Annotated in this window: 28 protein-coding genes and 2 pseudogenes; 14 read left to right on the forward strand and 16 right to left on the reverse strand. The window is 63.3% G+C overall.

Going from position 1 to position 24,962, the window contains the following annotated elements:
* Positions 1-29: 29 nt before the first annotated feature.
* Both EHH60_RS28415 and EHH60_RS28420 read left to right on the forward strand, forming a co-directional pair.
* Positions 30-839, forward strand: a complete 810-nt coding sequence (locus tag EHH60_RS28415) for an SDR family NAD(P)-dependent oxidoreductase (RefSeq protein ID WP_199752107.1) — start codon at positions 30-32, stop codon at positions 837-839.
* A gap of 94 nt (positions 840-933) precedes the next feature.
* A complete protein-coding gene (locus EHH60_RS28420) occupies positions 934-1,731 on the forward strand; it encodes an aldolase (protein WP_124162688.1) in 798 nt (265 codons plus the stop codon).
* Between the two features lie 107 nt (positions 1,732-1,838).
* Here EHH60_RS28420 and EHH60_RS28425 read toward each other — a convergent pair whose 3' ends face one another.
* Positions 1,839-3,068 (reverse strand): lytic murein transglycosylase, encoded by a 1,230-nt coding sequence (locus EHH60_RS28425; RefSeq protein WP_124162689.1) that lies wholly within the window; start codon positions 3,066-3,068, stop codon positions 1,839-1,841.
* Between the two features lie 148 nt (positions 3,069-3,216).
* Between EHH60_RS28425 and EHH60_RS28430 the strand changes: the two genes are divergently transcribed.
* Positions 3,217-3,477 (forward strand): hypothetical protein, encoded by a 261-nt coding sequence (locus EHH60_RS28430; RefSeq protein ID WP_124162690.1) that lies wholly within the window; start codon positions 3,217-3,219, stop codon positions 3,475-3,477.
* 67 nt (positions 3,478-3,544) lie between these two features.
* Entirely contained in the window at positions 3,545-3,796 is a 252-nt protein-coding gene (locus EHH60_RS28435) for a hypothetical protein (RefSeq protein WP_124162691.1), read from the forward strand.
* A gap of 49 nt (positions 3,797-3,845) precedes the next feature.
* Here EHH60_RS28435 and EHH60_RS28440 read toward each other — a convergent pair whose 3' ends face one another.
* Positions 3,846-4,370 carry a MarR family winged helix-turn-helix transcriptional regulator gene (locus EHH60_RS28440; protein ID WP_124162692.1) on the reverse strand — a complete coding sequence of 175 codons (525 nt, stop codon included), beginning with the start codon at positions 4,368-4,370 and terminating at the stop codon, positions 3,846-3,848.
* Positions 4,371-4,424: 54 nt separating this feature from the next.
* Here EHH60_RS28440 and EHH60_RS28445 point away from each other — a divergent pair.
* Positions 4,425-4,902, forward strand: a pseudogene (locus EHH60_RS28445) (carboxymuconolactone decarboxylase family protein).
* A gap of 21 nt (positions 4,903-4,923) precedes the next feature.
* The gene (locus tag EHH60_RS28450; protein ID WP_124162693.1) at positions 4,924-5,427 is read left to right on the forward strand and encodes a cupin domain-containing protein; all 504 of its coding nucleotides are present in this window, start codon (positions 4,924-4,926) and stop codon (positions 5,425-5,427) included.
* Between the two features lie 37 nt (positions 5,428-5,464).
* Here the strand turns inward: EHH60_RS28450 and EHH60_RS28455 are convergent, their stop codons facing one another.
* The 3 genes from EHH60_RS28455 to efp form a co-directional block, all read right to left on the reverse strand.
* Positions 5,465-6,442, reverse strand: a complete 978-nt coding sequence (locus EHH60_RS28455; protein ID WP_124162694.1) for a DUF808 domain-containing protein — start codon at positions 6,440-6,442, stop codon at positions 5,465-5,467.
* Between the two features lie 85 nt (positions 6,443-6,527).
* Positions 6,528-8,078 (reverse strand): M23 family peptidase, encoded by a 1,551-nt coding sequence (locus tag EHH60_RS28460; RefSeq protein WP_245454610.1) that lies wholly within the window; start codon positions 8,076-8,078, stop codon positions 6,528-6,530.
* Positions 8,079-8,169: 91 nt separating this feature from the next.
* Complete coding sequence (gene efp, locus EHH60_RS28465) at positions 8,170-8,736, reverse strand: elongation factor P (protein ID WP_124162696.1); 567 nt, start codon at positions 8,734-8,736, stop codon at positions 8,170-8,172.
* Positions 8,737-8,898: 162 nt separating this feature from the next.
* On the opposite strand from efp, the gene epmA reads away from it, so the two are divergent.
* The 3 genes from epmA to EHH60_RS28480 are packed head-to-tail and all read left to right on the forward strand — an operon-like array spanning position 8,899 to position 11,339.
* On the forward strand, positions 8,899-9,951 hold the full coding sequence (epmA, locus tag EHH60_RS28470; protein WP_124162697.1) for an EF-P lysine aminoacylase EpmA: 1,053 nt from the start codon (positions 8,899-8,901) through the stop codon (positions 9,949-9,951).
* Positions 9,948-11,042: a lysine-2,3-aminomutase-like protein gene (locus EHH60_RS28475; protein WP_124162698.1), complete on the forward strand. Its 1,095-nt coding sequence runs from the start codon at positions 9,948-9,950 to the stop codon at positions 11,040-11,042. Before epmA ends, EHH60_RS28475 begins: the two co-directional genes overlap by 4 nt.
* A gap of 42 nt (positions 11,043-11,084) precedes the next feature.
* Positions 11,085-11,339: a hypothetical protein gene (locus tag EHH60_RS28480; protein WP_124162699.1), complete on the forward strand. Its 255-nt coding sequence runs from the start codon at positions 11,085-11,087 to the stop codon at positions 11,337-11,339.
* Between the two features lie 166 nt (positions 11,340-11,505).
* On the opposite strand, the gene EHH60_RS28485 is transcribed toward EHH60_RS28480, so the two are convergent.
* The 6 genes from EHH60_RS28485 to EHH60_RS28510 form a co-directional block, all read right to left on the reverse strand.
* Complete coding sequence (locus tag EHH60_RS28485) at positions 11,506-12,591, reverse strand: 3-deoxy-7-phosphoheptulonate synthase (RefSeq protein ID WP_124162700.1); 1,086 nt, start codon at positions 12,589-12,591, stop codon at positions 11,506-11,508.
* Between the two features lie 229 nt (positions 12,592-12,820).
* Positions 12,821-13,399, reverse strand: coding sequence for an HdeD family acid-resistance protein (locus EHH60_RS28490; RefSeq protein ID WP_124162701.1), 579 nt, complete (start codon positions 13,397-13,399; stop codon positions 12,821-12,823).
* 73 nt (positions 13,400-13,472) lie between these two features.
* A complete protein-coding gene (locus tag EHH60_RS28495) occupies positions 13,473-14,513 on the reverse strand; it encodes a PrsW family intramembrane metalloprotease (RefSeq protein ID WP_124162702.1) in 1,041 nt (346 codons plus the stop codon).
* A gap of 430 nt (positions 14,514-14,943) precedes the next feature.
* Positions 14,944-15,216 (reverse strand): hypothetical protein, encoded by a 273-nt coding sequence (locus EHH60_RS28500; protein WP_245454609.1) that lies wholly within the window; start codon positions 15,214-15,216, stop codon positions 14,944-14,946.
* 102 nt (positions 15,217-15,318) lie between these two features.
* Positions 15,319-15,939 carry a PilZ domain-containing protein gene (locus EHH60_RS28505; protein WP_124162703.1) on the reverse strand — a complete coding sequence of 207 codons (621 nt, stop codon included), beginning with the start codon at positions 15,937-15,939 and terminating at the stop codon, positions 15,319-15,321.
* Between the two features lie 142 nt (positions 15,940-16,081).
* Positions 16,082-16,267, reverse strand: coding sequence for a hypothetical protein (locus tag EHH60_RS28510; RefSeq protein WP_124162704.1), 186 nt, complete (start codon positions 16,265-16,267; stop codon positions 16,082-16,084).
* Positions 16,268-16,646: 379 nt separating this feature from the next.
* Here EHH60_RS28510 and EHH60_RS28515 point away from each other — a divergent pair, with 379 nt between their 5' ends.
* Positions 16,647-17,114: a hypothetical protein gene (locus tag EHH60_RS28515; protein WP_124162705.1), complete on the forward strand. Its 468-nt coding sequence runs from the start codon at positions 16,647-16,649 to the stop codon at positions 17,112-17,114.
* Positions 17,115-18,667: 1,553 nt separating this feature from the next.
* On the opposite strand, the gene EHH60_RS28520 is transcribed toward EHH60_RS28515, so the two are convergent.
* The gene (locus EHH60_RS28520; protein WP_124162706.1) at positions 18,668-18,904 is read right to left on the reverse strand and encodes a helix-turn-helix domain-containing protein; all 237 of its coding nucleotides are present in this window, start codon (positions 18,902-18,904) and stop codon (positions 18,668-18,670) included.
* A 118-nt stretch (positions 18,905-19,022) separates the two neighbouring features.
* Between EHH60_RS28520 and EHH60_RS28525 the strand changes: the two genes are divergently transcribed.
* From EHH60_RS28525 to EHH60_RS38165, 4 genes and pseudogenes are all read left to right on the forward strand, one after another.
* A complete protein-coding gene (locus EHH60_RS28525; RefSeq protein WP_124162707.1) occupies positions 19,023-19,598 on the forward strand; it encodes a hypothetical protein in 576 nt (191 codons plus the stop codon).
* Positions 19,599-19,679: 81 nt separating this feature from the next.
* Positions 19,680-20,036 (forward strand): hypothetical protein, encoded by a 357-nt coding sequence (locus tag EHH60_RS37250; protein ID WP_158626783.1) that lies wholly within the window; start codon positions 19,680-19,682, stop codon positions 20,034-20,036.
* Positions 20,036-21,709: a recombinase family protein gene (locus EHH60_RS28530; protein ID WP_158626784.1), complete on the forward strand. Its 1,674-nt coding sequence runs from the start codon at positions 20,036-20,038 to the stop codon at positions 21,707-21,709. Before EHH60_RS37250 ends, EHH60_RS28530 begins: the two co-directional genes overlap by 1 nt.
* Positions 21,684-21,878: pseudogene (locus EHH60_RS38165) on the forward strand (hypothetical protein); the annotation flags it as partial. The gene EHH60_RS28530 and the pseudogene EHH60_RS38165, both read left to right, overlap by 26 nt.
* Positions 21,879-22,002: 124 nt before the next feature.
* Here the strand turns inward: EHH60_RS38165 and EHH60_RS38600 are convergent.
* The 4 genes from EHH60_RS38600 to EHH60_RS37885 all read right to left on the reverse strand — a co-directional run.
* Complete coding sequence (locus EHH60_RS38600; protein ID WP_502697428.1) at positions 22,003-22,170, reverse strand: helix-turn-helix domain-containing protein; 168 nt, start codon at positions 22,168-22,170, stop codon at positions 22,003-22,005.
* Between the two features lie 283 nt (positions 22,171-22,453).
* A complete protein-coding gene (locus EHH60_RS28545; protein WP_124162709.1) occupies positions 22,454-24,091 on the reverse strand; it encodes an MFS transporter in 1,638 nt (545 codons plus the stop codon).
* Positions 24,092-24,157: 66 nt separating this feature from the next.
* Positions 24,158-24,427 carry a tail fiber domain-containing protein gene (locus EHH60_RS38715; protein WP_349629085.1) on the reverse strand — a complete coding sequence of 90 codons (270 nt, stop codon included), beginning with the start codon at positions 24,425-24,427 and terminating at the stop codon, positions 24,158-24,160.
* An 8-nt stretch (positions 24,428-24,435) separates the two neighbouring features.
* Positions 24,436-24,962, reverse strand: a 527-nt coding sequence (locus EHH60_RS37885) for a hypothetical protein (protein WP_210211723.1), incomplete at its 5' end; no start/stop codon positions are given.

The following is a 24,962-nucleotide window of genomic DNA, read 5'->3' on the forward strand; positions in this document are numbered from 1 at the left end:
TCAAACAACAAAAAAGAAAGGGAGTGAATATGGCAGGGCAGGTTGAGGGCAAGGTCGCGCTGGTGACGGGCGGCGCCTCGGGTATTGGCGAGGCCATCGTCGAGCTGTTCGCGCGCGAAGGCGCCACGGTCATCGCAACCGATATCGATGAGCTGAGAGGCCTCGAACTTGCCAGGCGCATCACCAAGGCCGGCGGCAAGGCGGTCTTCCTCGAGCAGGATGTCACCAGCGAGGAGCGCTGGATCGAGGTCGTCGCTGAGGTCGGCAAGCGCTACGGCCGGCTCGACGTGCTCGTCTCCAACGCTGGCATCGGCATCTCCGTGCCCTCGATCGTCGACATGACGCTCGCTGACTGGCGCAAGCAGAATGCGATCAATCTCGATGGTGTTTTTCTTTCGGTCAAGCATTGCCTGCCGTTGATGCGCAAGACCGGCGGCGGCTCGATTGTCATGATGTCATCGCTGGCGGGCTTGCGCGGCTCGCCGGGGTTGTCGGCCTATTCGGCGACCAAGGGCGGCGTTCGGCTGTTCGCCAAATCCATCGCGATGGAGTGCGCGGCTGCGGGCGACGGCATCCGCGTCAACTCGGTTCACCCCGGCATCATCGATACCCCGATCTGGGGCAAGATCCCGACCGGGGCGACCGGCGCCGGCCAGAACGCACCGATCGATCCGGAGGAGCGCGCCAAGGTCGTCACGCCCCTCGGCCGTGCCGGCCATGCCGCGGAGATCGCCTCCGGCGTGCTGTATCTGGCGTCCGATGTCTCGCGCTATGTCACCGGCAGCGAGCTCGTTATCGACGGCGGCATGAATGCCGGAGGCGTGCCGCGGCGCGCATAGGCCACGCAGGGCAGGGCGGCGCACGCAAGGGGCTGACGTGTAAGCGCCAGCCCTGTACAAGGCGGGGAGCTTACCGACAGAGGTGTCCTTCGCCATGGCGCACAGCCTTCACGCTTCCTCGCCCGCGCCCGCTCCATTCCGCTCCAACCGGCCGGACCTCGCGACCGACGCGATCCGCACCGCGCGCGAGGATTTGGCCGCCTGCTTCCGCATGGCGGCGCGCAACGGCTTCGAGGAGGGCATCTGCAATCATTTCTCGGCCGTCGTCCCCGGCCATGACGACCTGTTCCTGGTCAATCCCTACGGCTACGCCTTCCGCGAGCTGACTGCGTCGAAGCTCCTGATCTGCGACTTCCACGGCAACGTGCTCGACGGCGAGGGTGTGCCGGAGGCGACCGCCTTCTACATCCATGCCGAGATGCACAAGCGCCTGCCGCGCGCAAAGGTCGCCTTCCACACCCACATGCCCTATGCCACGGCGCTGTCGATGACCGAGGGCGATCCCCTGATCTGGGCCGGCCAGACCGCGCTGAAGTTCTACGGCCGCACGGCGGTCGACCGCGACTACAACGGCCTTGCGCTCGACAATCGTGAAGGGGAACGCATAGCCTCCGCCGTGGGCGATGCCGACATCGTCTTCATGAAGCATCACGGCGTGATGGTGCTGGCGCCGACCATCGCGGAGGCCTGGGACGATCTCTACTACCTCGAACGCGCTGCCGAGGTGCAGGTGCTGGCGATGTCGACGGGACGAAAGGTGTTGCCGGTCGATCCCGCGATTGCGGACGCGACCTACAAGCAGATGCGCGAGGGCGATACCGAATCCGCGCGGCTGCATCTTGCCGCCATCCGCCGACAGCTCGACGCGGAAGAGCCGCAGTACCGGCATTGATCACGGTGTCATTCCGGGGCGCGCGAAGCGCGAGCCCGGAATCAAGAGGCCGTGGTGCGACATATCGGGGTCTCGCCACGCCCGGAACGAGAGCAGGAGGAGCGTACCTACGATCCCTGCCGCAGCTTCGCAAGCACCTTCAGTCCGCCGTATCCGTCCGCCGGCGTGATGCCGGCGCGCTGCTGAAAATCCTTCACTGCCTTCATCGTGTCGTTGCCGACGCGCCCGTCGGTGCCGCCAGTATCGAAGCCGGCCTTGGTCAGGCGCGTCTGCATCTCCTGCACCTCGGCCAGCGTCAACGCGCGCTCCGAGCCCGGGAACGGCTGGATGAAGGGCGGTGCGCCGAGGCATCGATCGCCGAGATGGCAGATTGCGAGCGCATAGTTCATGGAAGGGTTGTAGCTCTTCACCGAATAGAAATTCGGTCCCAGCAGGAACGTCGGCCCGCCCGCAACCGGCGTCCACATCTGCGCGGACGCGTTGGGCTGCGGGAAGGGCTGGCCGTCGGCGCGGGTGACGCCGGCCGCCTGCCACGCCGCATAGGTGCGGCTGCCGCTCATATTGCCTGCCGCGCGCACCTCGTAGCCCCAATGCTCGCCGCGATGCCATTTGCCGCGGTTGACGAGGTATTTCGCGGTCGAGCCCAGCGCGTCGTCGGGCTTGCCGAATGGCGAGACCTTGCCGTCGCCGTCATAGTCGATGCCGACATTGAGCCAGACTTCCGGCATCCATTGCGAGTGCCCCATCGCGCCGGCCCAGGAACCCCGCATTTCTTCCGGGGTGCTCCAGCCCTTGTCGACGATCCGCAGCGCGTTGATCAACTCGGTCTCCCAATAGGCCTTGCGGCGCGGCTCGTTCCAGGCGAGCGCGGCAAGCGAGGGAAACACCGGCCTCATGTGGTTCTGCTGCACCAGAGGATCGCCATAGGCGGACTCGACGCCCCACAGCGCCAGCAGCGTGCCTCGCTCGACGCCGAAATCGCGCTCGATGCGGGCGAGCAACGCCTCGTTGTTCTTCAGCGCGATCTTGCCGTTGATGATGCGCCAGTCCGAGACGCGGCGATTGATGTATTGCCAGACCTGCTCGTGGAATTCGGGCTGGTTGCGCATCTGCTTAAACACGCTCATGTCCGGCTCGACCCGTCCCATCGCGCGCTGCCATGTCGCGGCGGAAATACCTTTCGCCATCGCGCGTGCGCGAAAGCTCTCGCGCCATTCGTCGAAGCCCGCAGGCGCGGCGAGAGCGCGTGTCGGGCCGGCGAGCAAGGCGGCTGCACCGAACGCCGATTGGAGCAGGGCGCGGCGAGTTGGATGAGGCGAGGAATCAGCGTGCGTCATGGGCGCATTCTAGCCGGAAACATGGCGCGTGTGAGTCGGTTCCTGGAACGGCGGCGAAGGGTGAATTCTGCCTGAGCGCGTCGGCTGTTCCCACCGGAACAAGTGTCGCACTCCCGCATTCCCCCCACACACTGGGAAGGAGGAGAAGATGAGGAAATATCTGCTTGCCGCCGCCATGGTTACCACCGTTGCGGCGCCTGTGCTCGCCGATGAGGTCGGCGTTCACGTCGGCCCAGCCGGTCCAGGCGTAACGGTCGGACAGTCCCACGAATATCGTGAGCGCGACCGCGACCACGACCGCACCACGGTCATCAGGGAGCGCGAGCCCGCCGACCGCACCACGGTGATCAAGAAGGAAGATGAATTCGGCAATCGCAGCAAGACCGAAATTCATCACGACAACGACTGACGGAGCAGGGTCCCGGTTCGACGCCGGGGCCTTCCTTCACACGATCGGCAGATCGAATCGGGGTGGAATGAAGATACGCACGCATGCGGAAAGCCATGTCGTCGAACTCGACGACGGATCGCAATGGCAGATCTTTCCCGGCGACCTCGCGACCACGCTGAGCTGGAAGCCCGAAACCGATTTGCGTCTTGAGCAGAGCGGCGACCGGATGAGTTCGCACGTGCTGGTGAATGCCGCCGACCAAAGCCGCGTGCGGGTGATCGCGGCGGGCGAGACCTGGCCCGACGGCGAGGTCAAGAAGGTGTTGAAAGGCGGCTAACCGCGCTGCCGCTGCGGCAGCAATCAGCGACTGCGAATGTCGATCGCCTTTAGTCCTCCTGCAGATCAGCCGCGATGCCGGCAAGCCAGCGCCGTATCGTGGTTTCCGCTTTCGAATCCAAATCCCGAGCGAGGCGCTTCTCCAGTTCGAGCACACGCTGCCGGCACGCCTTCAACAGCGTCACGCCGCGCGGCGTCAGCGTCCATTGTTGGATGCGGCCATGGACGGGATGAGGTGTCATCACGATCGCGCCGTCGCGTTCGAGGTTGCGGACGATGACGCCGACGGTCTGAGGCGTGAGGAAGGTGAGGCGGGCGACATCGGCCCCCGACAAGCCCGGATAGGCGTTGAGCATCGTCAACACCGCGAATTGCGGCGACGTCACGCCGAGATCGGCGAGAGTCCGTTCCATCGTGAGGCGAACCGCGGCCTGGGCCTGACGCAGGAGATAGCCGAGATAGCCTTGCTCACCGCGCTTGCCTTCGCCGGGAGCGGGCACGCGCACGTCGCCGGCAGGCGCGGGTGCCTTGCGCACCGTTTTCGGTCTTGTGATGGCAGCAGTCTTGTGTAGCATATCAGAGCTCTTATAAGTTATAAGTGCACTTATAACAAGATGAGGTGAACGGCAATGTCACACGCCCGCAGCGAATATGAGGATTTCAAGAGAATCGCGCCGGACGCGTATGATGTGGTGCTTGCGCTGGGCCAGCTTGCGGCCAAGGCCGGTCTCGACAAGCAGCTGCTCGAGCTCGTCAAGCTGCGCGCCTCGCAGATCAATGGCTGCGCCTTCTGCTTGCAGCACCGTCCTTCTGTCGGAACGGCTCGGAGTTCCCGTCGACAAGCTGCATCTGGTCGCGGTCTGGCGCGAGGCGCCGATCTTCTCTGCGCGCGAGCGCGCGGCACTGGCTTGGGCGGAGGCCTTGACGCTGCTGCCCGGCGGGGTCAGCGAGGAGGTCTATTCGGAGGCAACGCGCGAGTTCTCCGAAACCGAGCTGACCTATCTGACCTCGGCGGTCGCTTCGATCAACGTTTGGAATCGCTTTGGTGCAGCGTATCGCTGGACGCCGGCCAAGCGGCCGGTCACGGCGAACGCTGCGGCGTCATGATTGCAGGACTGGGAGATCGGCATGACAGCAATGAGTTTGGCCGCCGCGCAGCGTCCGATGCCGTCGCGTTCGATGGCGATCGCCGGCATTGGCGGCCTCGCCTGCGCGCTTGTGATCGGCAAGGTGCTGCCGGTGACGATCGACAGTGTATCGGGAGCGTTGGCGCCGCTCTGCGCCACCGCAGCCGAGAGCTCGCCGCTCGACAAGGTCGAGCCGATCGGCTCCTACGCGCTTCCGAACGTCCCGGGCAAGCGCGTCACCATCGTGCGTGTGTCCTACGGTCCAGGCGGGCTTTCGCGGCCGCATCGTCACGCGGGTTCGGTGACGGCCTACATCACCAAGGGCGAGATCCGCTCGCAGCTCGGCGGTGGCCCCCTCGAGACATTCGGCGTCGGCCAGTCCTTTTTCGAGCCACCCGGCTCGACGCATCTGGTCTCGGCCAATGCGAGCATGACCGAGCCGGCAGAGTTGATCGCGGTGTTCGTCGCGGATGAGGGCGCGCAGCTGACGACGTTCTTGGAATAGCCGCCATTCGTCGGCCCCGACTGCGTATTCAAGCCGGCTATGATCGCCTCAACAGCTTCCATGCCGGTGAGAGGCCGTATTCGACAACCGGAATAGCAATCGCGCCGACAAGCAGTCCAACGACGCCCGAGATAGCCGCCTCGACCGACCATTCGATGATGCTGGCGACGGAGGGAAGAAGGTGTGCGGCAGCCTCGGTTGCAGCATGGACCGTGTGACCGACCGCAGGCGGACCGTATTTCTCGATGCCGTGCAGGATGATGCCGCCGCCGACCCAGATCATGGCGGCGGTGCCGATCGTGCTCAGCACCGCCAGGAAGGTGGGCATGCCGCGGACGAGCGCGCGTCCAAGCAAGCGGATTCCGCCGCCGATGATCGAAGCGCTGTCATGGCGGGCAAGAGCGACGCCGACATCGTCCGCCTTTACGATCAGAGCCACAACGCCGTAGACCCCGACGGTGATGCAGATGCCGACCAGCGCCAGCACCAGCGCCTGCATCCAGATGCCGCCCGCCGGGAGGGCCGCCAGCGTTATCGCCATGATCTCCGCCGACAGGATGAAATCCGTCTTGATGGCGCTCGCGACCTTCTCGTCCTCGGCCGACCGGGCATTCAACGCAATCGGTTGGAGCTGAGCTTCGTGGTGGTGCGCATGATGCGGCAGCACGGCTTCGAGCACCTTTTCGGCGCCCTCGTAGCAGAGAAAGGCTCCGCCCAGCATGAGCAGCGGCGTGACCGCGGCGGGAAGGAAATAGCCAAGCAGCAGGGCAATGGGGAGCAGAATCAGCAACTTGTTGCGCAGCGATCCGACCGCAATCGTGCCGACGATCGGCAGTTCGCGCTTCGAGGCAAAGCCGATGACGTAGTTCGGCGTGACGGCCGCGTCATCGATGACCACGCCTGCCGCCTTCGTGCCCGCTTTGGCGGCCTGACTCGCGACATCGTCGAGCGAGGCTGCTGCCACCTTTGCGATCGCCGCGACATCGTCGAGAAGACCGATCAGTCCGACACTCATGAACCGTGTTCCTTCTTCGTTCGAGCCTGCGGGTGTGCGCGACGACACGCTCTTGCACCGCGCGGCATCGGAACGGGCAAAACCGTCAATTGTCCTCGCCGCCCGATCCCTCGCGCAGGTCCGGCTTGATCACGTCCTCCGGCAGCGCATGGGCGACCGGCTGCGCCGTGTTTGCGATCTCCGGGCCGACTTCGCGGCCGCGGGCGCGGATCAGGCGTTCGTATGCCGAGACCAGCGTGATGTAGGGGCTGACCCAGATCCAGCCGTCGCGCGTGAACACCTGCACGTCGAAATGCAGGTGCATCGACGTGCCGGCGGGATGGTCGAGATAGTTCGAGATCACACCGATCTTCTCGCCTTCGGTGACGGTGCGGCCATTGAGCACGCCATCGGCGTTCAACGCGTGCGGGTTCATATGCATGTAGCGGAAACGGATGTGCTCGGTGCGACTATTGACTTGAAGCGTCGCGGCCTGGTCCCTGGCTCCACGGATGACGATCGCGTCACGTACGGCGACGACGGCGCGCTGCTTGGGATCGCAGGGCTCCCGGCCTTCGCCGGGCGGCGGGCAGGCGGCGGCGCGGATGTCCTCGCCCTGGTGGCCGTAGCCTCCGGCACATTGCCACACCTCGAAACTGCGCGACTCGCAGAAATTGTCGCGCCAGGGATAGGCGGTCGGACCTTCGCTCTTGTCGCGCTTGCCGTAGGATTGGGAGCGTACGAAGGCGGGCGCCTTATCTAGCGGAAAGCGGATCTGGGCATAGGCCATCATGTCGGGATGGCCGCTTTGCTTGCGGTAGCCGGTGTTCGGGATGATGTCGCCGCTCGGCCGGTAGCTGAAGTCCGGTGAACGCTCCACCGGACGCTCGAGCACGTTGGAGGCAATGTCCATCAACGGCCGCGTGCGCTGGCCGCCGGCGACACGCAGAGCCTTCAAGAAGCGCTCGGCGACCGGATAGGCTTCCTTACAGGCGAGCCGCCGCGGCTTGGCGGCGCTGTCGAGGCACTGGATCGACACCACATAGGCGACGCCGAAGCGGGTGAAGGCGTAGCGCACATAGCCTTCCCGGATGAGTTTGCGTAGGTCCGGGTAGGTTGGCGCGAGCGGCTTGACTAGCTCGCCCTTGCCGCCGGCTGGATCGGCGATGTCGTAGACGAGCGCCGAGCCCGTGATCTGCACCTCGACCGGCCTTGCGAACACCCGGCTCGGCATGCCCTCGCCGGCGCCGGGCTCGAACGAGAAGGTCGCGCTGTAGCCGGCTGGACCGGCATCGAACATGTCGACGGGGTTGAAATCGGCCTGGTAGCGCGACAACGTTAGCGATGCGCCGCTGTACTGCGCCTCGAGGTACGCGGCAGCGTCGAACGGCAGCAGCACGGGCACGGGACTGCGGGTAATGCCGGTGAAGAAGCGAGAGGAGATCGCGTTGAGCTGCACCAGCGCGGGCACCGCGCGCGGATCGTAGCGCGGCACCGAACGTCGGAGTGCGAAGATGAAGTTGCCCGCAATCTGTGGGTGGCTCTTGATCTCGACACGGAGCTGGTCGAGTGCTGCGCGCCAATCGACGCGCAGGGCCGTGAGCGAGGGGCCGCGGAATTCATCCGCAGCGATTGGCGCGGCGAGGAGGAGCGACATCAACGCCAGGAGAAACGAGACGAAGCGGAAACTGTTCCTGCCCACTGCCTCGCCCCCCCGGCGGTACCTGTTCCGATCCTCGATTGGTCGCTTAGTCCTTGGCGCGCTCGGCGTAGGAGCCGTCTTCGGTCATCACCACCACGCGGGTTCCGACCGTGATGTGCGGCGGCACGGTGGTGCGCACGCCGTTGGAGAGAACCGCGGGCTTGTAGGAGGACGAGGCGGTCTGCCCCTTGGTCACCGGCTCGGTCTCAACCACCTCCAGCGTTACGCGCTGCGGCAAGGCGATCGAGACCGGGTTGGTGTCGTGCATGGACAGCTTGACCGTCATGCTCTCCTGGAGATACGCGGCGGCGGAGCCGACGACGTCCTTGGAGACCTGAACCTGGTCGTAGGTCTCGGGGTTCATGAAGTGATAGCCGTCGCCATCCTCATAGAGATAGGTGTAGTTGCGTTCTTCGATCGTGGCCTTTTCGACCTGGTCGGTGGTCTTGTAGCGTTCGGAGATCTTTACCCCGTCCGAGATTCGGCGCATTTCGATCTGGCTGACCGGCGTGCCCTTGCCGGGATGGATGTTCTCGGCGCTCACGACGACATAAAGCTTGCCGTCTTGTTCGATCACGTTGCCCTTGCGAATAGAACTGGCGATGACTCTCAAAGCTGTATTTCCTGCTTGCTTGGCCCGGCTGGGGCCAGGACGTGGTCAAATTGATGGGGGACTTGGGGCCTCAAATCGGACCTCGGCGCCCGTTTCGGGCCGCAACATACTGATTTTGCCGTTGGATGCCAGCACTTTGCTGCTGGCTGGAGCGGTCGGTTAATGGCTGGGGACAAGCCGATGTCGCCGTTCTGGTCGCCCGGCAGGCACCTCGACCGGCGGCCGTTCCTCCAGGCCAGGGGCGCGGTGATCGGAGCTTTACGGGGCTTTTTTGCCGAACAGGGCTTCATGGAGGTCGAAACCTCGGTCCTTCAGGTCTCCCCGGGCAACGAGACGCATCTGCACGCCCCCCGGACCGAGATCATGCGGCCCGACGGCAGCCGGGCACGCCGATACCTGCGGACCTCGCCCGAATTCGCCTGCAAGAAGCTGCTGGCGGCGGGCGAGACTCGGATTTTCGAGTTCGCCCGGGTGTTCCGGGACCGCGAGCGCGGTGACCTGCATCTGCCCGAATTCACCATGCTGGAGTGGTACCGGGCGGACGCCCCCTATGACGCCATCATGGCCGATTGCGTCGTCGTCATCGCCCGTGCGGCGCAGGCGACGGGCGTCGGGCGCTTCTCCTTCCGCGGCCGAACCGCCGATCCCTTCGCCGAGCCGGAACTCCTGACCGTTGCGGGCGCCTTCGAGCGCTTCGCCGGCATCGACCTGCTGTCGACAATCTCGGGCGGCGAGGCTAACCGTGCCGCGCTCGCCGCGGCGGCCCGCGGCAAGGTCCGTGTGGCCGAGGACGACACATGGTCCGACATCTTCAGCAAGGTCCTGGTCGAGCATGTCGAGCCGCATCTCGGGCAGGGGCGTTTGACCATCCTGTTTGAATACCCATCTCCAGAGGCGGCGCTGGCGCGGGTGAAGGCGGACGACCCAAGGGTCGCCGAGCGATTCGAGGTCTATGCGTGTGGCGTCGAGCTCGCCAACGGCTTTGGCGAATTGACCGATGCCGACGAGCAGCGAAAACGCTTCACGGAATCGATGACGGAGAAGCAGCGCCGCTACGGCGAAGCCTATCCGCTCGACGAGGACTTTCTGGCTGCAGTCGCGGTAATGCCGGAGGCGAGCGGCGTCGCACTCGGCTTCGACCGGCTCGTCATGCTGGCGAGCGGCGCAACACGAATTGATCAGGTGGTGTGGACACCGCCCGCGGATGAGAGATGACGAAGACGAATCTTGCGCGCACTCTGCGCGAACCTGCCGAGCTCGTTGCCGAGGGTTTGGCCCCCGCAGCGGCGCTGCCGGCGCTCGAACGCGTTGCCGCGCGCTATGCCGTGGCGATCACGCCCGCGCTGGTCGATCTGATCGACACAAACGATCCCGACGATCCCATCGCGCGACAATTCGTTCCCAGCGCAGCCGAGCTGGACCTGACGCCGGGCGAGAACGCCGATCCGATCGGCGACCACTCGCATTCGCCAACTCCCGGGATCGTGCACCGCTATCCCGACCGCGTATTGTTCAAGCTCGTTCACGTCTGCGCGGTCTATTGCCGCTTCTGCTTCCGCCGCGAGATGGTGGGTCCCGGCAAGGAGAATGCTCTGTCGGACAGCGCTTATCGCGCGGCGATCGACTACATCCGAGCACACGACGAGATCTGGGAAGTGATTCTGACCGGCGGCGATCCCCTGATGCTGTCGCCGCGGCGCATGAGCGAGATTCTGGCCGAACTGGCCGCGATCGATCACGTCAAGATCATCCGTCTTCACACCCGCGTACCGGTGGCCGAACCCACACGCGTCAGCGAGGAGATGGTCGCGGCATTGAAGGTCGCAGGCGCGACCACCTGGCTGGCGGTGCACGCCAACCACGCGCGCGAACTGGCAGGGCCCGCGCGCGCCGCCTGCGCGCGTCTCGTCGACGCCGGCATTCCCTTGGTGAGCCAGTCCGTGCTGTTGCGCGGCGTCAATGACAACATCGCCGCTCTGTCGGATTTGATGCGAGCTTTCGTCGAATGCCGGATCAAGCCCTATTACCTGCATCACGGTGATCTCGCGCCCGGTACCGTGCATTTGCGAACGACGCTGGCCGAGGGGCAGGATTTGATGCGGCAGTTGCGCGGGCGGGTGTCGGGGCTGTGTCAGCCTGACTACGTCATCGACATTCCAGGCGGCGCCGGCAAATCGCCCGTGGGGCCAGGTTACGTGTTGGCGCCGCAAAATACCGCACCCGATGCGGATGATGCGGGAGCCGAAACGCGCTATCGTATCTTGGATTATTGCGGCGACGTTCATCTTTACCCGCCCGAAATCTGAGCGGGTTAGAGAGGGCGCCGTTTTGAGAATGGAGCACTGAAAATGAAGAAGATCATGGTGGCAGCATCGCTCGTGGTCTTGCTTGGTGGCGGGGCGGTTGCGCAGCCCAACGGCTCGAAGGGATCGACCTCCGGCGGCGCAAGCCGTGGAACGGCGTGGCCGGCGCCTGTCGGTCACCGCCAGCCGCGTGCGGCTGACGTGCCGAGTGAGAAGAATCTGAGCGATCCGAACACCCCCGCGAACAGGGAAGATGCGGAGCTCGATCGCAAGATCAAGAGCATCTGCCGCGGCTGCTGATTCCTTCACCTCTCCCGAAGGGAGAGGTCGGATCGCATCAATGATGCGATCCGGGTAAGGGTTACACTCTCACCCAACGATGCGGCCGCTCACCCCGATTGCTGCACAATCCGACCTCTCCCGTCCGGGAGAGGTGAGAAGCGAGCCAGCCCAGCCGAGTCATTTCTCAGGCCGACCGTTCGTGCCGTCCTGCCCGCAGGGTGTTGCGGCGGATCTCGACGGCGTCGGCGAGCTGCTCGAGCGCGCTCGTCGTGGTCGGCCAGTCGATGCAGCCGTCGGTGATGCTCTGGCCGTAGGTGAGTGGCTTGCCCGGCACCACGTCCTGGCGACCGGCGACGATGTTGCTCTCGATCATTGCGCCCATGATGCGGCTCTCGCCGCCCGAGATCTGACTGGCGATGTCGGCCATCACCAGCGGCTGGTTCTCAGGCTTCTTGCTCGAATTGGCGTGGCTTGCATCGACCATCACGAGCGGCGCGACGCCGGATCTGGTCAATTCGTTGCAGGCGGCCGCAACGCTTGCTGCGTCGTAGTTGGGCTTGCTGCCGCCGCGCAGGATGATGTGGCAGTCCTCGTTGCCCGCGGTCGAAGCGATCGCCGACCGGCCGAGCTTCGTCACCGCCATGAAATGATGCGGATGCGAGGCCGACTTCACCGCGTCCGCCGCGATCCGCACATTGCCGTCGGTGCCATTCTTGAAGCCGACCGGACACGACAGGCCCGAGGCCAGCTCGCGATGGATCTGGCTCTCGGTCGTGCGTGCACCGATTGCGGCCCAGGAGACGAGGTCGGCGATGTATTGCGGCGTCGTCATGTCCAGGAATTCGGTGCCGGCGGGCAGGCCGAGATTGTTCACGGCGGACAGCACGTTACGCGCCAGCCGCAGGCCCCTGTTGATGTCGAAGCTGCCGTCGAGATTGGGGTCGTTGATGAGGCCCTTCCAGCCGACGGTGGTCCGCGGCTTCTCGAAATAGACCCGCATCACGATCTCGAGCTGATCGGCAAGGTCCTCGCGCAAGCGTGCAAGGCGCTCGGCGTAGTCGAGCGCGGCCTCGGGATCATGCACCGAGCAGGGGCCGACCACGACCAGCAGGCGGTCGTCCTGGCCGCCCAGAATGGCGTGGATGGCGTTACGGGCGGCCATCACCACGCGCGTCGCAGTGAGCGTGCGCGGGACCTCCCGCATCACCTCTTCCGGCGTGCTCAGTTCTTTCAGTTCGCGGATACGAAGATCGTCGGTCGTGCTCAGCACGGCGGGCTCCTGTCTGTTTTAGAACCTGCCGGCCAATAAAAAAGCCGCCAGGTCTGGCGGCTTGTTCGGACGTTTGCTGCAATGTGTCAGATTGAGCGCGATCCTCCCGCCGCCAGCGAGCTGTCGTAGCTAAAGTACCAAAAATAGCTGGTGGCGACGGTGATCATGGCAGGCCATATAGCGTGCCGCTGGCGGGTTGTCACCCCCCAATCGGCGCGTACGCGGAGCCTCAGGCCTTGCTGTTGCGCGCCGCCATTGCCATGCCGATCAAGGTGGCGCCGCCGAACAGCAGGTTGATACCGACGAGGACGCCGATCGCCCAGTCCGCCGAGCTCGGCAGTCCCGTGATCACCATGAATGAGATCGCGATGTCGACGAGGCCGGAGACGAGGAGCCACGACCAGCGGCCGCTCAGCTCGCGCCGGTGCTCCAGCGCGTACATGATGGTGGCGACGCCCTCGGCGAGGAAATAGGCGCCGAGCACGATGGTCAGCGTCAGCACCGCCTGCATCGGCCGGGCCAGCAGCAGCATACCGGTGAGCACGGCCAATGCGGCCGAGATCAGCGACCACCAGAAGCCCGGCGTGCTGCGCGCCCAATAGGTCGCGATCAGTCCGCCGATACCGCTGATCAGGAGCATCCAGCCGAGGAAGATCGCGGTCGCAAGACTCGCGAGCGGCGGGAGGACCAATGCGGCAATGCCGAGAACCACAAGCAGGATGCCCTCGAACAGGAAGGCCTTCCAATGTGCCTTGACCGCCTGGTTCATTGCGGATTGCAGCCGGGAAAATTCCTCAGGCGATGTCATGAAGTCCTCGATCTCGTCAGCAGCCCATGCAGCTCAATCTACTATGTGTGCGCCGCGCTTGCCATCGCGCGCCTCAGCCGCCGCCGGGCGCCGAGGAAAAACCGTCCGCGCTGGTGCGCATGCGGTTGCGGCCGAGAACGTAGATCGCCGTCGTGACAATCAAAAGCGCCAAGCCGAGCAGGATCGAGACGAAACCAATCGGGATCAGTGCCAGCGTCAGGTTGCGCTCGGGGTCGATCAGCCAGTGATGGATCGAGGTCAGCACGAAGGCGAGCCCCAGAAACCCGAGGCCGCCGCCGGCCAGCAGCAGAGCCCACATCCGGCGGAGCTGGCTGAGCCGCTCGCGCGCGACATCGGTCCGCGGCGCGTGGTGGCGCGCGACGCGCCGGACCAGGCGGATGGCGAAAGCAATCGAGCCGAAGCCGACCAGGAGGCTCGCGGCGCCCAGCCACATCCGGAGCGTCGGATCGAGATCGGGCATACGCTGGAGCGCCAGCAGCGGGAAATCGAAGGCCGAATGCAGCGCGAGCGGGGCGGCGAAGATCAGTAGCCGGCTGGAGAGGCGGGCCCAGTCGCGATGGCGGCGGTTCGCGCCCAGTGCCGTGCCTGCGCGTGCGATCGTCAGGTAGGCGCCCGCGATGATGCCGAGCGCGCCGTGGAAGGGCACGGTCAGCACGCTGCGCAGGGCGGCCAGTGAGCGCCACATCTCCGCGTGCTGGACCAGATAGGCGAGGTTCTCGTAGGCGGCGAAGCCGAGTCCGACCGCGGCGCCATAGACCACGGTGTCCATCGGATTGGAGAAGGTCCGCCGCTTGGTGGACGAAATCAGCACGATGGCGATCACCTTGACGGCCTCCTCAGGCAGCGCGACGCCGAAGATCGAATGCATAGCGAGCGCCGCCCAGGGGTCGTCGGGGGCCGCGACCATCTTGGCGAAGGGAGCGCGGGCAAGGCCCAGCAGCGAGATGCTGGCCGCGCCGAGCAGGAAGGCAGTCCAGACCTGGGCCGGCGGGCCGGGGCGCTCTTCGGCAGCGATGACAAGCCACAGCATCAGCAGCGCCGGGGCGATGGCGGCAGTTCCAATGACAGTGGGGAGCGCTTCAATCAGGTACATCGGCGCCGAAAATAGGTTCCCGTGATCCGCTTATCTACGTCAGCCGATGCGACCATGTGTCATGTGCCTGCTGTCGGTTCGCTTAACGAGCGCGACAGCTGCCGTTCATCCCCCCGCCGCCTGCGAAGACGTAGAATACATGCGCAATCAATTGCATGACAAAAAATGCTCGTCATCCATGGCAACGACCGCACATTCGATGTCGCGTCGACATTGGCAAGCCAGATCAAGGTAATGCGCAGGTTTCTTCAATTCACCGCGCACCTGTCCCGGCGGCGGATCCGCAGGCGGGATGGCCTCTTTCTACGGGGCAGGCGCGACGGTTGGCGGCTTGGTCCCGCTCCTTGTACGCCCGCGGGGCGGGACTGCGACCCGGCGTAACCGGAACGCCGCTTGCGCAGCAGCGGCTCGGCGGCCCCCGAATCCGTTCTCAATGCGTTGGGAGCGGGGACGGCGCGGCGGGAGCGACATCAAAGGCGCCGAGATGGAATTCTTCGCCGATCGATGCGTCCGGATCGGCCGGTTGCGCCAGCAGGGTGAACGCAGCCTGTGGGTATCGCTTCCAGATCTCGATATCGCCGGCGGTGATGGTGAGCCAGCCGAACGTATACATGTAGCGTCCGGGCTCGGTGACCCGGCCGACCCTGTCCCAAGTGATCTTATCGACGGTAATTTTATCAGCTGTGATCTTGTCGACTGTCATTCGGTCCCCCGAGCGCAAGTCTGCACATGATGTCCGGCCGAGGCACAGACCTGCATAAGCTGATGCCGCATTGGGGCCGCGATAGGGCAGCGATGCCGTGGATCAGGCCGGCTGCGATGAACGCACGATCAGGCGGACGATATCGTCACGGGACTGCTTCTCGGCGAATTTGACCGCAAAGCCGTGTGCGAATTTGCGGATCACCCGTCCGACGCAGGCGCCGACCGCGAGCGGGGTTCCGACCGGCGGATCGTACTCGGAGGACACCGCGACGCCGGCCGTCGAGACGTCGATGATGAAGCACGAGTGGATGCTGCCGTCCGCGAGGGTCAGGACGGTGTGCGAGACCTGTGGAACAAAGCGCGCATCTCGCCGCAGGTCGCGTACGCTGGCATCCTTCTGCTTCTTCTCGAGCCAGGTCAGCTTCTCCGACATCCAGGCGCGCCGCGCCCGCGTCATGTCGAGCTCCATCAGGAAGCCCGCCCTCAGTGTCGCGCTGATGGTGCACTGGAATTCGCCGAAATCCTGGAAGTAGGAGGTCACGCGCTCGCCGACCTTGCCGACGACAGGCACGTCCACGATCATGCGGAAGGGTGAGACGCGCTTGGTCCGGCAGGCGAAGCTGCGGAGCTTGCCCTCGCAATCGTACCAGCGGGGCAGCGAGTAGCTGCCGCTCACGGCGACGTCCACCGCTCGCTGTCTGAGGAACTCTGCGACGGACATGAGCGCCGATCTGTTTTGGATGATTCCCGTAGTTCCACGCGTAGCGGGCAAACTCTAAGCAATTGACACCGGCGCTCATGAGCAGGGGTAAATTTCCGGTAAATGCAGGGGCGGGCATCATGCGATCGTTCGCGGCGTAACGTCACAGCGTCGCCCTGGCGCGATCCGGGCGGTGGCGTTCAGGCCAGCCCGGCCAGCGCCAATGCTCCGGCGAGAAGACGAACTTGATCGTCGTCCAGATCAGGCTGTCCGGCCCGACCGTCAATCCGAGCCACGGGCCCGCGCGCCGGATCGTCAACGCTGCGAGTGCATCGAAAGCAGCCAGCATGCGGCGGGGTGGATTTGTCGCCTTTGGCGGGCCAGGCGCAGCTGGCGCTCCCTAGCGAAGGGAGGATTATTGGCATTTCGAAGCACTTAGGCCAAAGTTTGGGCCAAGCCTGCTTCATTGAAACTCAAGGCGTTTCAGCGCGAGCCCCCAAACGGCTTACCGTGAAAGGCAAGGGCGATTGCCCTGCGGGCGAACGTTGGCGGGCGAACCAGTACGAGTTCGCCGTAGCTATTCCTGAACCTGATCCTCCGGACAAAAGAAAGCGCCCCCCGAGGGCAAATCGGGAGGCGCCGGCTTTCTTTGGTACTTGGGCAGCTGCTGATTCTGCATACCCGAACGAAGAGCTCCGTACAAGCGCCCCAGCAATATGGAGGCGTCCGTGAGCGAGAAATTCGATTGGGACGGATGCCTTGTTGTGCCGTTCCACCCGGAGCAGAACGAAACCGCCGTGTACACGAACCTCTACGGTGACATCGTGCTGCGGCAAAAGAATCCCCACTCTTGGAAGGATGATGAAGATCACCTCGTAACCCTTCGCCCCGAGCACGCGGAAGCTATCGTTCGCGCGATCGTCGAGGAGGCCGGCCTTCCGTTCCTTTTGGTCGCCCAATCCAGTGTGATCTCCGGCGGGACTGTCGGGAAGCTCAAGGACGCCAAGGCAGCGGAGCGTCAGCGCCGCCGCCGCGCGAAATTGCGTGAGCGGCGTGACTCCAGCCGTGACCAGAACGAGGGCGTCACGAGGGTCACGGCTGCTCAACCGCCGGCGTCCCCTGATCGGGTCCAACTCGCGCTTGTTCGCACTTCCGGCCACGACGAGGAGACGGAGGACACGGCGCTTACGCGCTGACCGAACCGCCGCGTTCGGCCGGCCGTGGGCTCCGCGATTGCGGGTCCGCTTCGGAGGTTCCCGCCGCAATCAAGGTACTTTGGCCGACCGTCGCGAGAATAGCGACGAGTCGAGATCGGCCATGATCTTGTCGCCGGGGAGGGAAGAGCACGACTCTTTCTCCCGCCGATGAATGACCGCCAGCGCGCCGCGAGCTCAAACAGCGGCAGCGAGCCGGACGCTACATGCCATTTGGCAATCGGAAACAAAATGCGCGGGTTCAGGTGTCCCCATTCCTCCCCGCGGCCTTCAGGTGCCCGGCACCCCCGGGAGCGGTTGAAGGCAAGTCGCATCCGTCAGCGGGATGACAACCCGAACCGGTCGACTTGCGGGATGAGCCGAAAAAATCATCCGAATCGTCACGCCCCTCCACAAGGCGCGACGAGCGGACGCGGCGGGGCCAACGCCGCGCGAACCCCACGAGGGTTCGGAGGGCAACCAAGTACGCGAGGCCGAGTGGGCCTTCTCCCTCGTCAGGAGCTTCAGAGTGGGCGTTTTCCCAGACTGAAGGCGGAAAGGGGCGAAGCTGTGCCCGCTTAGGGCTTTGTCGGGTACGCGGACAATATCTGTTCGCCGGCGCAAGGCGAGTCACCTTCCGAAAGGCTGAGACTGCTTGGTGAGACACCTCAGGAACCAGCAGGTGTCTCACTGCTGCGGCATCGTGGATTCAAGCGAAGATACTCGTGCCTGACGCCGAGGTGCCGCCAACAGCGCGACGATCGACCTGAGTGGGGCAATTTGCTCCGAAGTCGGCTTGCGAGATGAGTCACTGCGCGTCCACGAATGAGACAGGTGTCTCAGACCAGCTTAAGAGAAAAATGCAGGGGCTCAAACGCTGAAGGGAGAACGTCGGAGTCCCGCGCCCACCTGTTTGGGGGTGTCTCACGCCGGTGTCGGCGACTCCGTGAGCACCGGCGGGAGTAGGGCCGGAGGAAGGCTCCGGCTCTTGGCAAGGAGGGCGAGACATGGCCCGACTGAGGTGAGACAGGGCGGCTACGCCATCGACGAGCCGTGGGACCGCGGCGACATCTAATCCCGACGGCATGCCGATAGAATGCCGCCGGCATACCAGCGGCACACCGGAACAGGAGCCGACATGGACCGGACTGTGATGCTCGAACGGCTGGAGTGGCTGGCCGACGCCGGCCGCGGCGCGCAGGCTGACTGGCTACCCGACAACGACTAGCACCGCGGCATTGCCGAGGTGGTCAAGGCCGCGCTCGACGCGATCGCGCGGCTTCGACCCTCCGCTGGCGGGGCGTCAGGCGCTGGCAGGAGCGCACCCCGGGCAATGGAGCAGGGCAGGGCGAGCGCCCGCCGAGAAGCGCCTATCCAGCCGGCGGGATCGGAGCGAAGGACGCTTCTGAACTACCGGTGAGACACCGCGAGTCACCGTGCCCTCCAATGAGACAGGTGTCTCACGCATCGTTCAGGCGAAAATGCAATGAGTGAGAAAGACTTAGGCTGAGACAGCCGGAGCCCGGCCGGTGAGACACCTAAAGCTCAATCTCCGCCTATTTGCGAGCCCGATCAGATTTACTCGCCGGCAATTTGAGGAACTCGGCAGGTTCGACACGGAGTACGGCGGCCAGCTTGCCCACGATTTTCAAGCTCGCATAGAACGCGCCTTTTTCGAGCTGACTCAAATAGCTTCGGCTCATTTCAGCTTCGTACGCGAGATCGTCCTGCGAAAGCCCTTGTGCGTTTCGCAGTCGGCGAAGGTTTGTTGCAAACACCTCTCGCAAATCCATGCAAGAAGCGAAGGCATCTGTTCAAAATATGCACCTCGATATATAGAACAAAGCGTCGATCGTGCATAGATTTGAAAGTCACGAAACTGGTTGCGCCGACCGGGGGGCGAGATGAAAGGTGACAGCGACTATTGCAGGATTCACGGTTGGAGCAATTGTTGCCGGACTTGGTTTTGTCTTCGTGGGCGTCCTTGCGTTCGGAGAAGGTCCTTACAGAGGTCCCGCGGGGTTTGTTTATGCGGCTGCGATTACAGCCCTCGGCGCAGGTTGGGGGGCGGCGGAATGGGCACGAAGTCGCTTTATCAATTCAAACTTGTCGCAGAGGAAAGCGATTCCGAGCATCATCGGCCTGGTCGTTGTGGTGTGCGGTGCGATACCTGCCGGCAAACTTATTGGCAAATGGGCGGCGGAGTTGGATGTACCGCCTGGTGATATTTCAACGGCGGATCGATACGACATCATCAATCTTGTTAAGCAGCAGTGCAAGATTGAGGCGCCTCAAAAAGCTGTTTTCCAAGGACACAGCGCTTCTCGTGTTGGTGCGTTTTGCCAATGCTACGGGGATGCTGTTGGCGCCATTCTGACCCGCGCAGATGCAGACTTCATGCTTCGGAACAGCTCCATGCCCATTGCCCTGAATAAACGCAGCCAAGAACTCGGCTTCGAGTGCCTCCGAAAGTCCGGAGTGCTCTAGTTTGGTCGTCAACCGGCGCGCATGACACGACATGCCGGTCTGGTGACCTCGTTTCGTTAGATCAAAGCTAAAGAAGGCAATATGCGGTTCAAATCTGAACAGCACTTTAGAATGGCAGACCGGTTGAGTTGCAAATCAATCGATGAGCCAAATCCCGAAAAAAGACAGAGGCTGGAGGCAATGTCACGGGTCTTCCGACGACTCGCCGTGAAGGCTTACATAGCAGCTGATGCCGACATCAAGCCGCGAGATTGGAGCAAATACAACGTCGACGCTACATTGATTGGCCTCATTGATCCGCCTTCGCCATGGGACTCGTTGGAGGAGTGGCAGGCGTATTCAGCGGAGCTCGACAGAATGCCTCCCTCGAAGCTAGTGAGGCTGCTTCTGGAGGAGGCGGAAGAGACCATAATCAGAAAGAAGCTTGGGTTGCTTTGATGATTGAGGCGCCGGTTCGAGCTCCCATCGATGTCCGCTACCAAGTCGTCGCGTCCTACATTGATGCCGGGAAGAGCGGCCTGTCCTTGAAGGGAAGAGATGCCCTTCGGCAGCTCCTCAGCGATGCCCTAGGCGCGAAGCGTTTGTTTGATGCCATCCTGGTTCTCGACGTCAGCCGATGGGGACGCTTTCAAAATCCCGACCAGGCCGCGCACTACGAATTTCTCTGTCGTCAAGCGGGGATCAGCGTGGGGTACTGCGCTGAGCCTTTCGGCGAAGATGTCGCTCCCGTCACGACCATCGTCAAGCATTTGAAGCGGGTGATGGCTGGTGAATATAGCCGGGAGCTCTCGGGCAAGCTAGCTCGTGCCAAGCGCCAGCAGGCCGAACTCGGTTTTCGCCAGGGCTCGCGGGTGCTTTATGGCTTCCGGAGGGTGCTGGTCGACGCGGCGCGCAACCCCAAGCAGGTCCTGCAACAGGGCGAGAGAAAGGCACTGAGCAACGATAAGGTCGTTGTTGTCCCAGGCCCGGCCGAAGAGCTGGAGGTCATAAGACGCATTTTCGAGATGTACGTTCGTGACGAGGTTTCGATCAAGAAGATCGCGCGGTGCTTTGCCGATGAAAGCATAAGAGGACAAGCCGGGCACTTGCTTAGCCCTGCTATCATTCGGAGAATCTTGTCGAGCGAACTGTGCATCGGCCGAATGACCTACAATCGGACGATCCACAGATTACAAAAGCCGGTTATGAAAAATCCGGAATCGGCTTGGACGAGGTTTTCCGCGTTCGAGCCGGTCGTGCCGGTTGCCCTGTTCGAAGACGCGCAGAAGCGCTTGGCACGGCACAGATTGTGGGACGAGGAAGCGATTAAGGCCGCCCTGAAAAGGCTGCTGGCCCGCGAAGGCTACCTGAAGCAAAAGTTGATCGAACAGGCTAAAGACGTCCCATCAGCGGAAACCGTGGCCTCTCACTTCGGATCGCTCCATGCCGCGTATGAAGCGGTCGGATACAGGCCGCCTCCCGTCTCTCCCTTCGGCAACAATGGAAGGCATTGGAGCAAAAAGGAGATACTGGCGGGCCTGCGAAAACTGCACGGGGCGCGCGGGTACATCACGAACAGGCTGATCAACAAATGCAGCTTCCTTCCCTCAGACAATTACATACGGCGGCACCTTGGTTCATTGGCCGGCGCACTCAAAGAGGCAGGACTTCCCGTTATTCCCCATAGCGAAGTACAGAAACGCAGCTGGGAACGTCGAAAGACGAATGGCTGTGATGAATACTATCACGGCATTCGCTGGACGGACGCGCGGCTTCTCCGCGCCCTGCGCGAGCTTGAGCAGCAGTTTGGATACATCTCGGCCAACTTGATCAATCAAAACGGAACCACGCCCAAAAGCGGCTACTACGTCAAGCGTTTTGGTTCGCTCACCAAAGCAAGAAGACGAGCCAAACTGCCAAACCTCAGCCATTCGGACATCACTCTCGCAGCTTGCAAGCGCAGGAAGGCAGGCACTCTCATCAGGCGGAAGTCGCAGGAGTCGAAGGTGGTCCCTGTTCTGCGCTACCGTTCCGAAGACATCTTGCGCGGCCTGCGGGCGTTGGCTCGGCGAGAAGGCAAGATAACAATCGGGCTCATTGATGATGAACTGGTCTGTGGGCGTCGAGTATGACCATCTCTGGATGGGGAATAACACTCGCACGTTTGCAGGCGCAGGTATCGTCACACCCGGTGGTGTGACCCTGCTCAGCGACCGCGTGAGCCAGGATGTGGACATGGTCACAGTCCGCTTGAACTATCGCTTTGGCGGCTACGGCGCTCCAATTGCTGCTCGCTACTAACGGCTAAGCCTCGCATTCTAAAGCCCCGGTTCGCCGGGGCTTTTTTCGTGCTGAGCGATTATCGTTTCAGAGAACGGCCAGCCTTCAAACTCAGCGCCGGCAAAGTCACCCGATTTCCTCAAAGTTAATTCGGTGTGTCGAAAGCGGTCAGACGGTCGTGGTCGAGCACAACGATGTCGCGCTGCGTGTTGCTGAGAAAGCCTATGACGCCGTCGGCATGGAGTTGAGACATCGCGCGGGACACGGTCTCAATCGTCAGTCCCAAATAGTCGGCGATATTGCGGCGAGACATCGGCAGCAAAATACGCCGGCCGCTGTCGAGCGAGCATTCATATCACGCAAAAACGCGACAACGCGCTCCATAGCGGTAATGCCAGCGCACCGCGAACGTTTTCGTAGACCATTGTGAGCTACCGTTGGTGAACGCGCGATAGTCCAATTAAATCTCAAAACCCAATCGCCGAGTCAGTAAGCGCCAGCCAGTATGACGACAAAGGTGTTTGAATGCTTCTGCGGAAATGATGGAGGGCGGAGGGTGAGGCGCCCGTTCTTTCCGCTCACTCGGCAGCCCGCTGCTATTCTTGCAGCAGTAGGGTCACGCGTGGCAGATCCAGACCACGATGATACGAGCGAGCACCAGCTACGGCTTCGCTATCGGCAAGATTGAGGCGATCTATTCCTCGCTGCAATTCATGCCAGTCACGGACAATAAACGTCTCCACCCAGTGCGTCGGATCACTGACATCTCGCGACAGGGCCCACCCAACGGCGCCATCGCGATACCGAGACAGCCGGACGCCCGCCATGGCGGCGCGAAATGCCGGGACATCTGACGGATCGATCTGGTAACTCACCGCGGCGCGCAAGCGATGCCGAGAGCTGTGTAGAAGCGGCCTCATCTCTTCGGCAATCGATAAGGCTGGCGGATCTGTAATGGCTGAGGCCGACGGATCGTCGATCTCAGGCGGCAGATGGATTGCGCGCGTGACGATCGCAATCGCACAGCCGGCAAGCCCCGCGGTCAGGATCGTTTCTGTCAGACCGGCATGGTCGCCCAGCCAACCCCAAAGGATTGCTCCCAGGCCCATGCCGCCATTGAAGACCGCTTGGTAGAGCGCCAGCGCGCGAGCTCGCACCCACGGAGCCGCCGCTAGTTGAACGGTTGCCTGCAGGTTGGAGGCGCCGGTAATCCATCCGACGCCAAACACAAAGAGAGCCCCATAGGCTGTCGTTACGCTGGGAACGAGTGTGAGGGGCACCAATGCAAGGCCGCAAGAGGCGCCGGCCAGAAGGATGAGATTGTTGCGCGCAAACGACCTGTTCAGGGCCGGCATCATCAAGCCGCCCAACACCGCACCGGTACCGATGACGCCCATCATCAGGCCGAAGGCTGCGGATGAGAGGTCCAGCACCTCGCGCACGTAAAGCGGCAGCAGGGCCCAGATCGCACTCGCGCAGCCGAAGAATGCGGCCGAGCGGACGAGCGTGCTGCGCACCACCGGTTCAGCCAGTGCATAGGCGAGTCCAATCCTCATTGCCGACCCGAATGGCTCCGGCGGCACCCTGTTCGCCGTCTGCGTTCGCGGGAACGTCAAAAAGACGCCGACCACGAGCGCAACGAACGCGAAGGAGGCCGCGTTCGCTGAGAACGCCGCAGCTGCGCCCCAAATCGCCAGTATTAAGCCGCCCAGCGCGGGTCCGATGGCCCGAGCGATATTGAACCCGACCGAGTTCAGGACGAGTGCTTGCGCCAGTGACCGGCGCGGCACGGTCAAAGGCACGGATGCCGCCCAAGCCGGACTGTTCAACGCGGTACCTATGGCGAGCAGGACGGTCAGCACCAACAGCATTGCAGGATCAAGGCGTCCCACGGCAGCGACAATCGCGAGGATAGCGGAGGCCACCAACATCAAGATGTTTGTAATGATCAGCAGGCGCTTCCGATCCATCAGATCGGCGACGGCCCCGGCGGGCAGGGCGAGGAGCAGAACGGGTAGCTGCGCCGCCGCCTGCACCAAGCTGACCATCATCGGGCTGGGCGCCAGATCCGTCATGATCCATGCGCTGGCAGCATTCTGGATCCAGGTGCCTAGCGCCGACACCGCGTTTGCGAGCCACAGCCAGACGAATGAGCGGCTGGCGAATGGTGCCCAGACGGATGAGGACGCCGCGATGCCAGGAGCGTTCGCGGCGACTTCATTTTGAGAGGACATCCAGAATTCCCTCTACCGGTGGTCGGTGACCGGCCCGGCGATCGTCGCGCATTTGCCGGGCTGGTCTCACATCTCAATGCCTACAGATGGCTTCTCGCTCCTAGTGGTGAGTCTTGGTATAACGCGTCCACCGCGGGCCCAACTCTCGTACGATCTGAATGTGAGGCCAAGCTGCTCATAGTGGACGCGGAGATACCCGTCGTTGCCGCGTGTCACTGCATCCGGCCTGACGTCCTGCACTTCCTGCGCGAGCACTCCGACATAAGCTTTATCGCTGCCATTGTATGCGAAACGGTAATAGCCAAGACCATTGTCGAGCCGACCGAGGAGCACCACGTCGTGCTTCAGGTTGATGTCCGACCTGCGACCGCCACCGCGGCCTCCGCCACCGCCCCGGAATCCTCCTCCGCCGCCTCCGCGAAAGCTCCTGCCACCGCCGCCCCGGAATGCTGCTGCCCGGTGTCCGCCTCCCGCGAACCTCGCTGCACCACCTCGGCCAGCTGCCGGTCTGAAATGGCCAGCCCGCGACCCGCCACGATGCGCAACGCGATTTCCCGAGCGCGCATGTCTGCCGGCGGTTGAGCGATTACGAACCTGTCGATTGCCGGCACCCCGGTTAGCGCCTGCTTGCCTGTTTGTCGCACGGCTGCGGTCTGCTCGTTGCGAACGGTCACCACGCTGCGCACGGTCCCCCGCACCGGGGCGATTAGCCCGGTTCTCCAATCCTTGCCGCCCGCCTTGGGGACGATTCGCGTTCCCGAATCTCTGCTGAAGGTTCGAGTTGTTGTATCGCGCACCTTTGCGGTGCCTAGTGTCGTGGCGCCAGTGTTCGATGTGAGCCCCGCGGTTAATGTCAATCGCACCGCCGCCC

Origin of the sequence: Bradyrhizobium sp. RP6 (assembly GCF_003837805.1) — a bacterium.
In the GTDB taxonomy this organism is placed as follows: Bacteria; Pseudomonadota; Alphaproteobacteria; order Rhizobiales; family Xanthobacteraceae; genus Bradyrhizobium.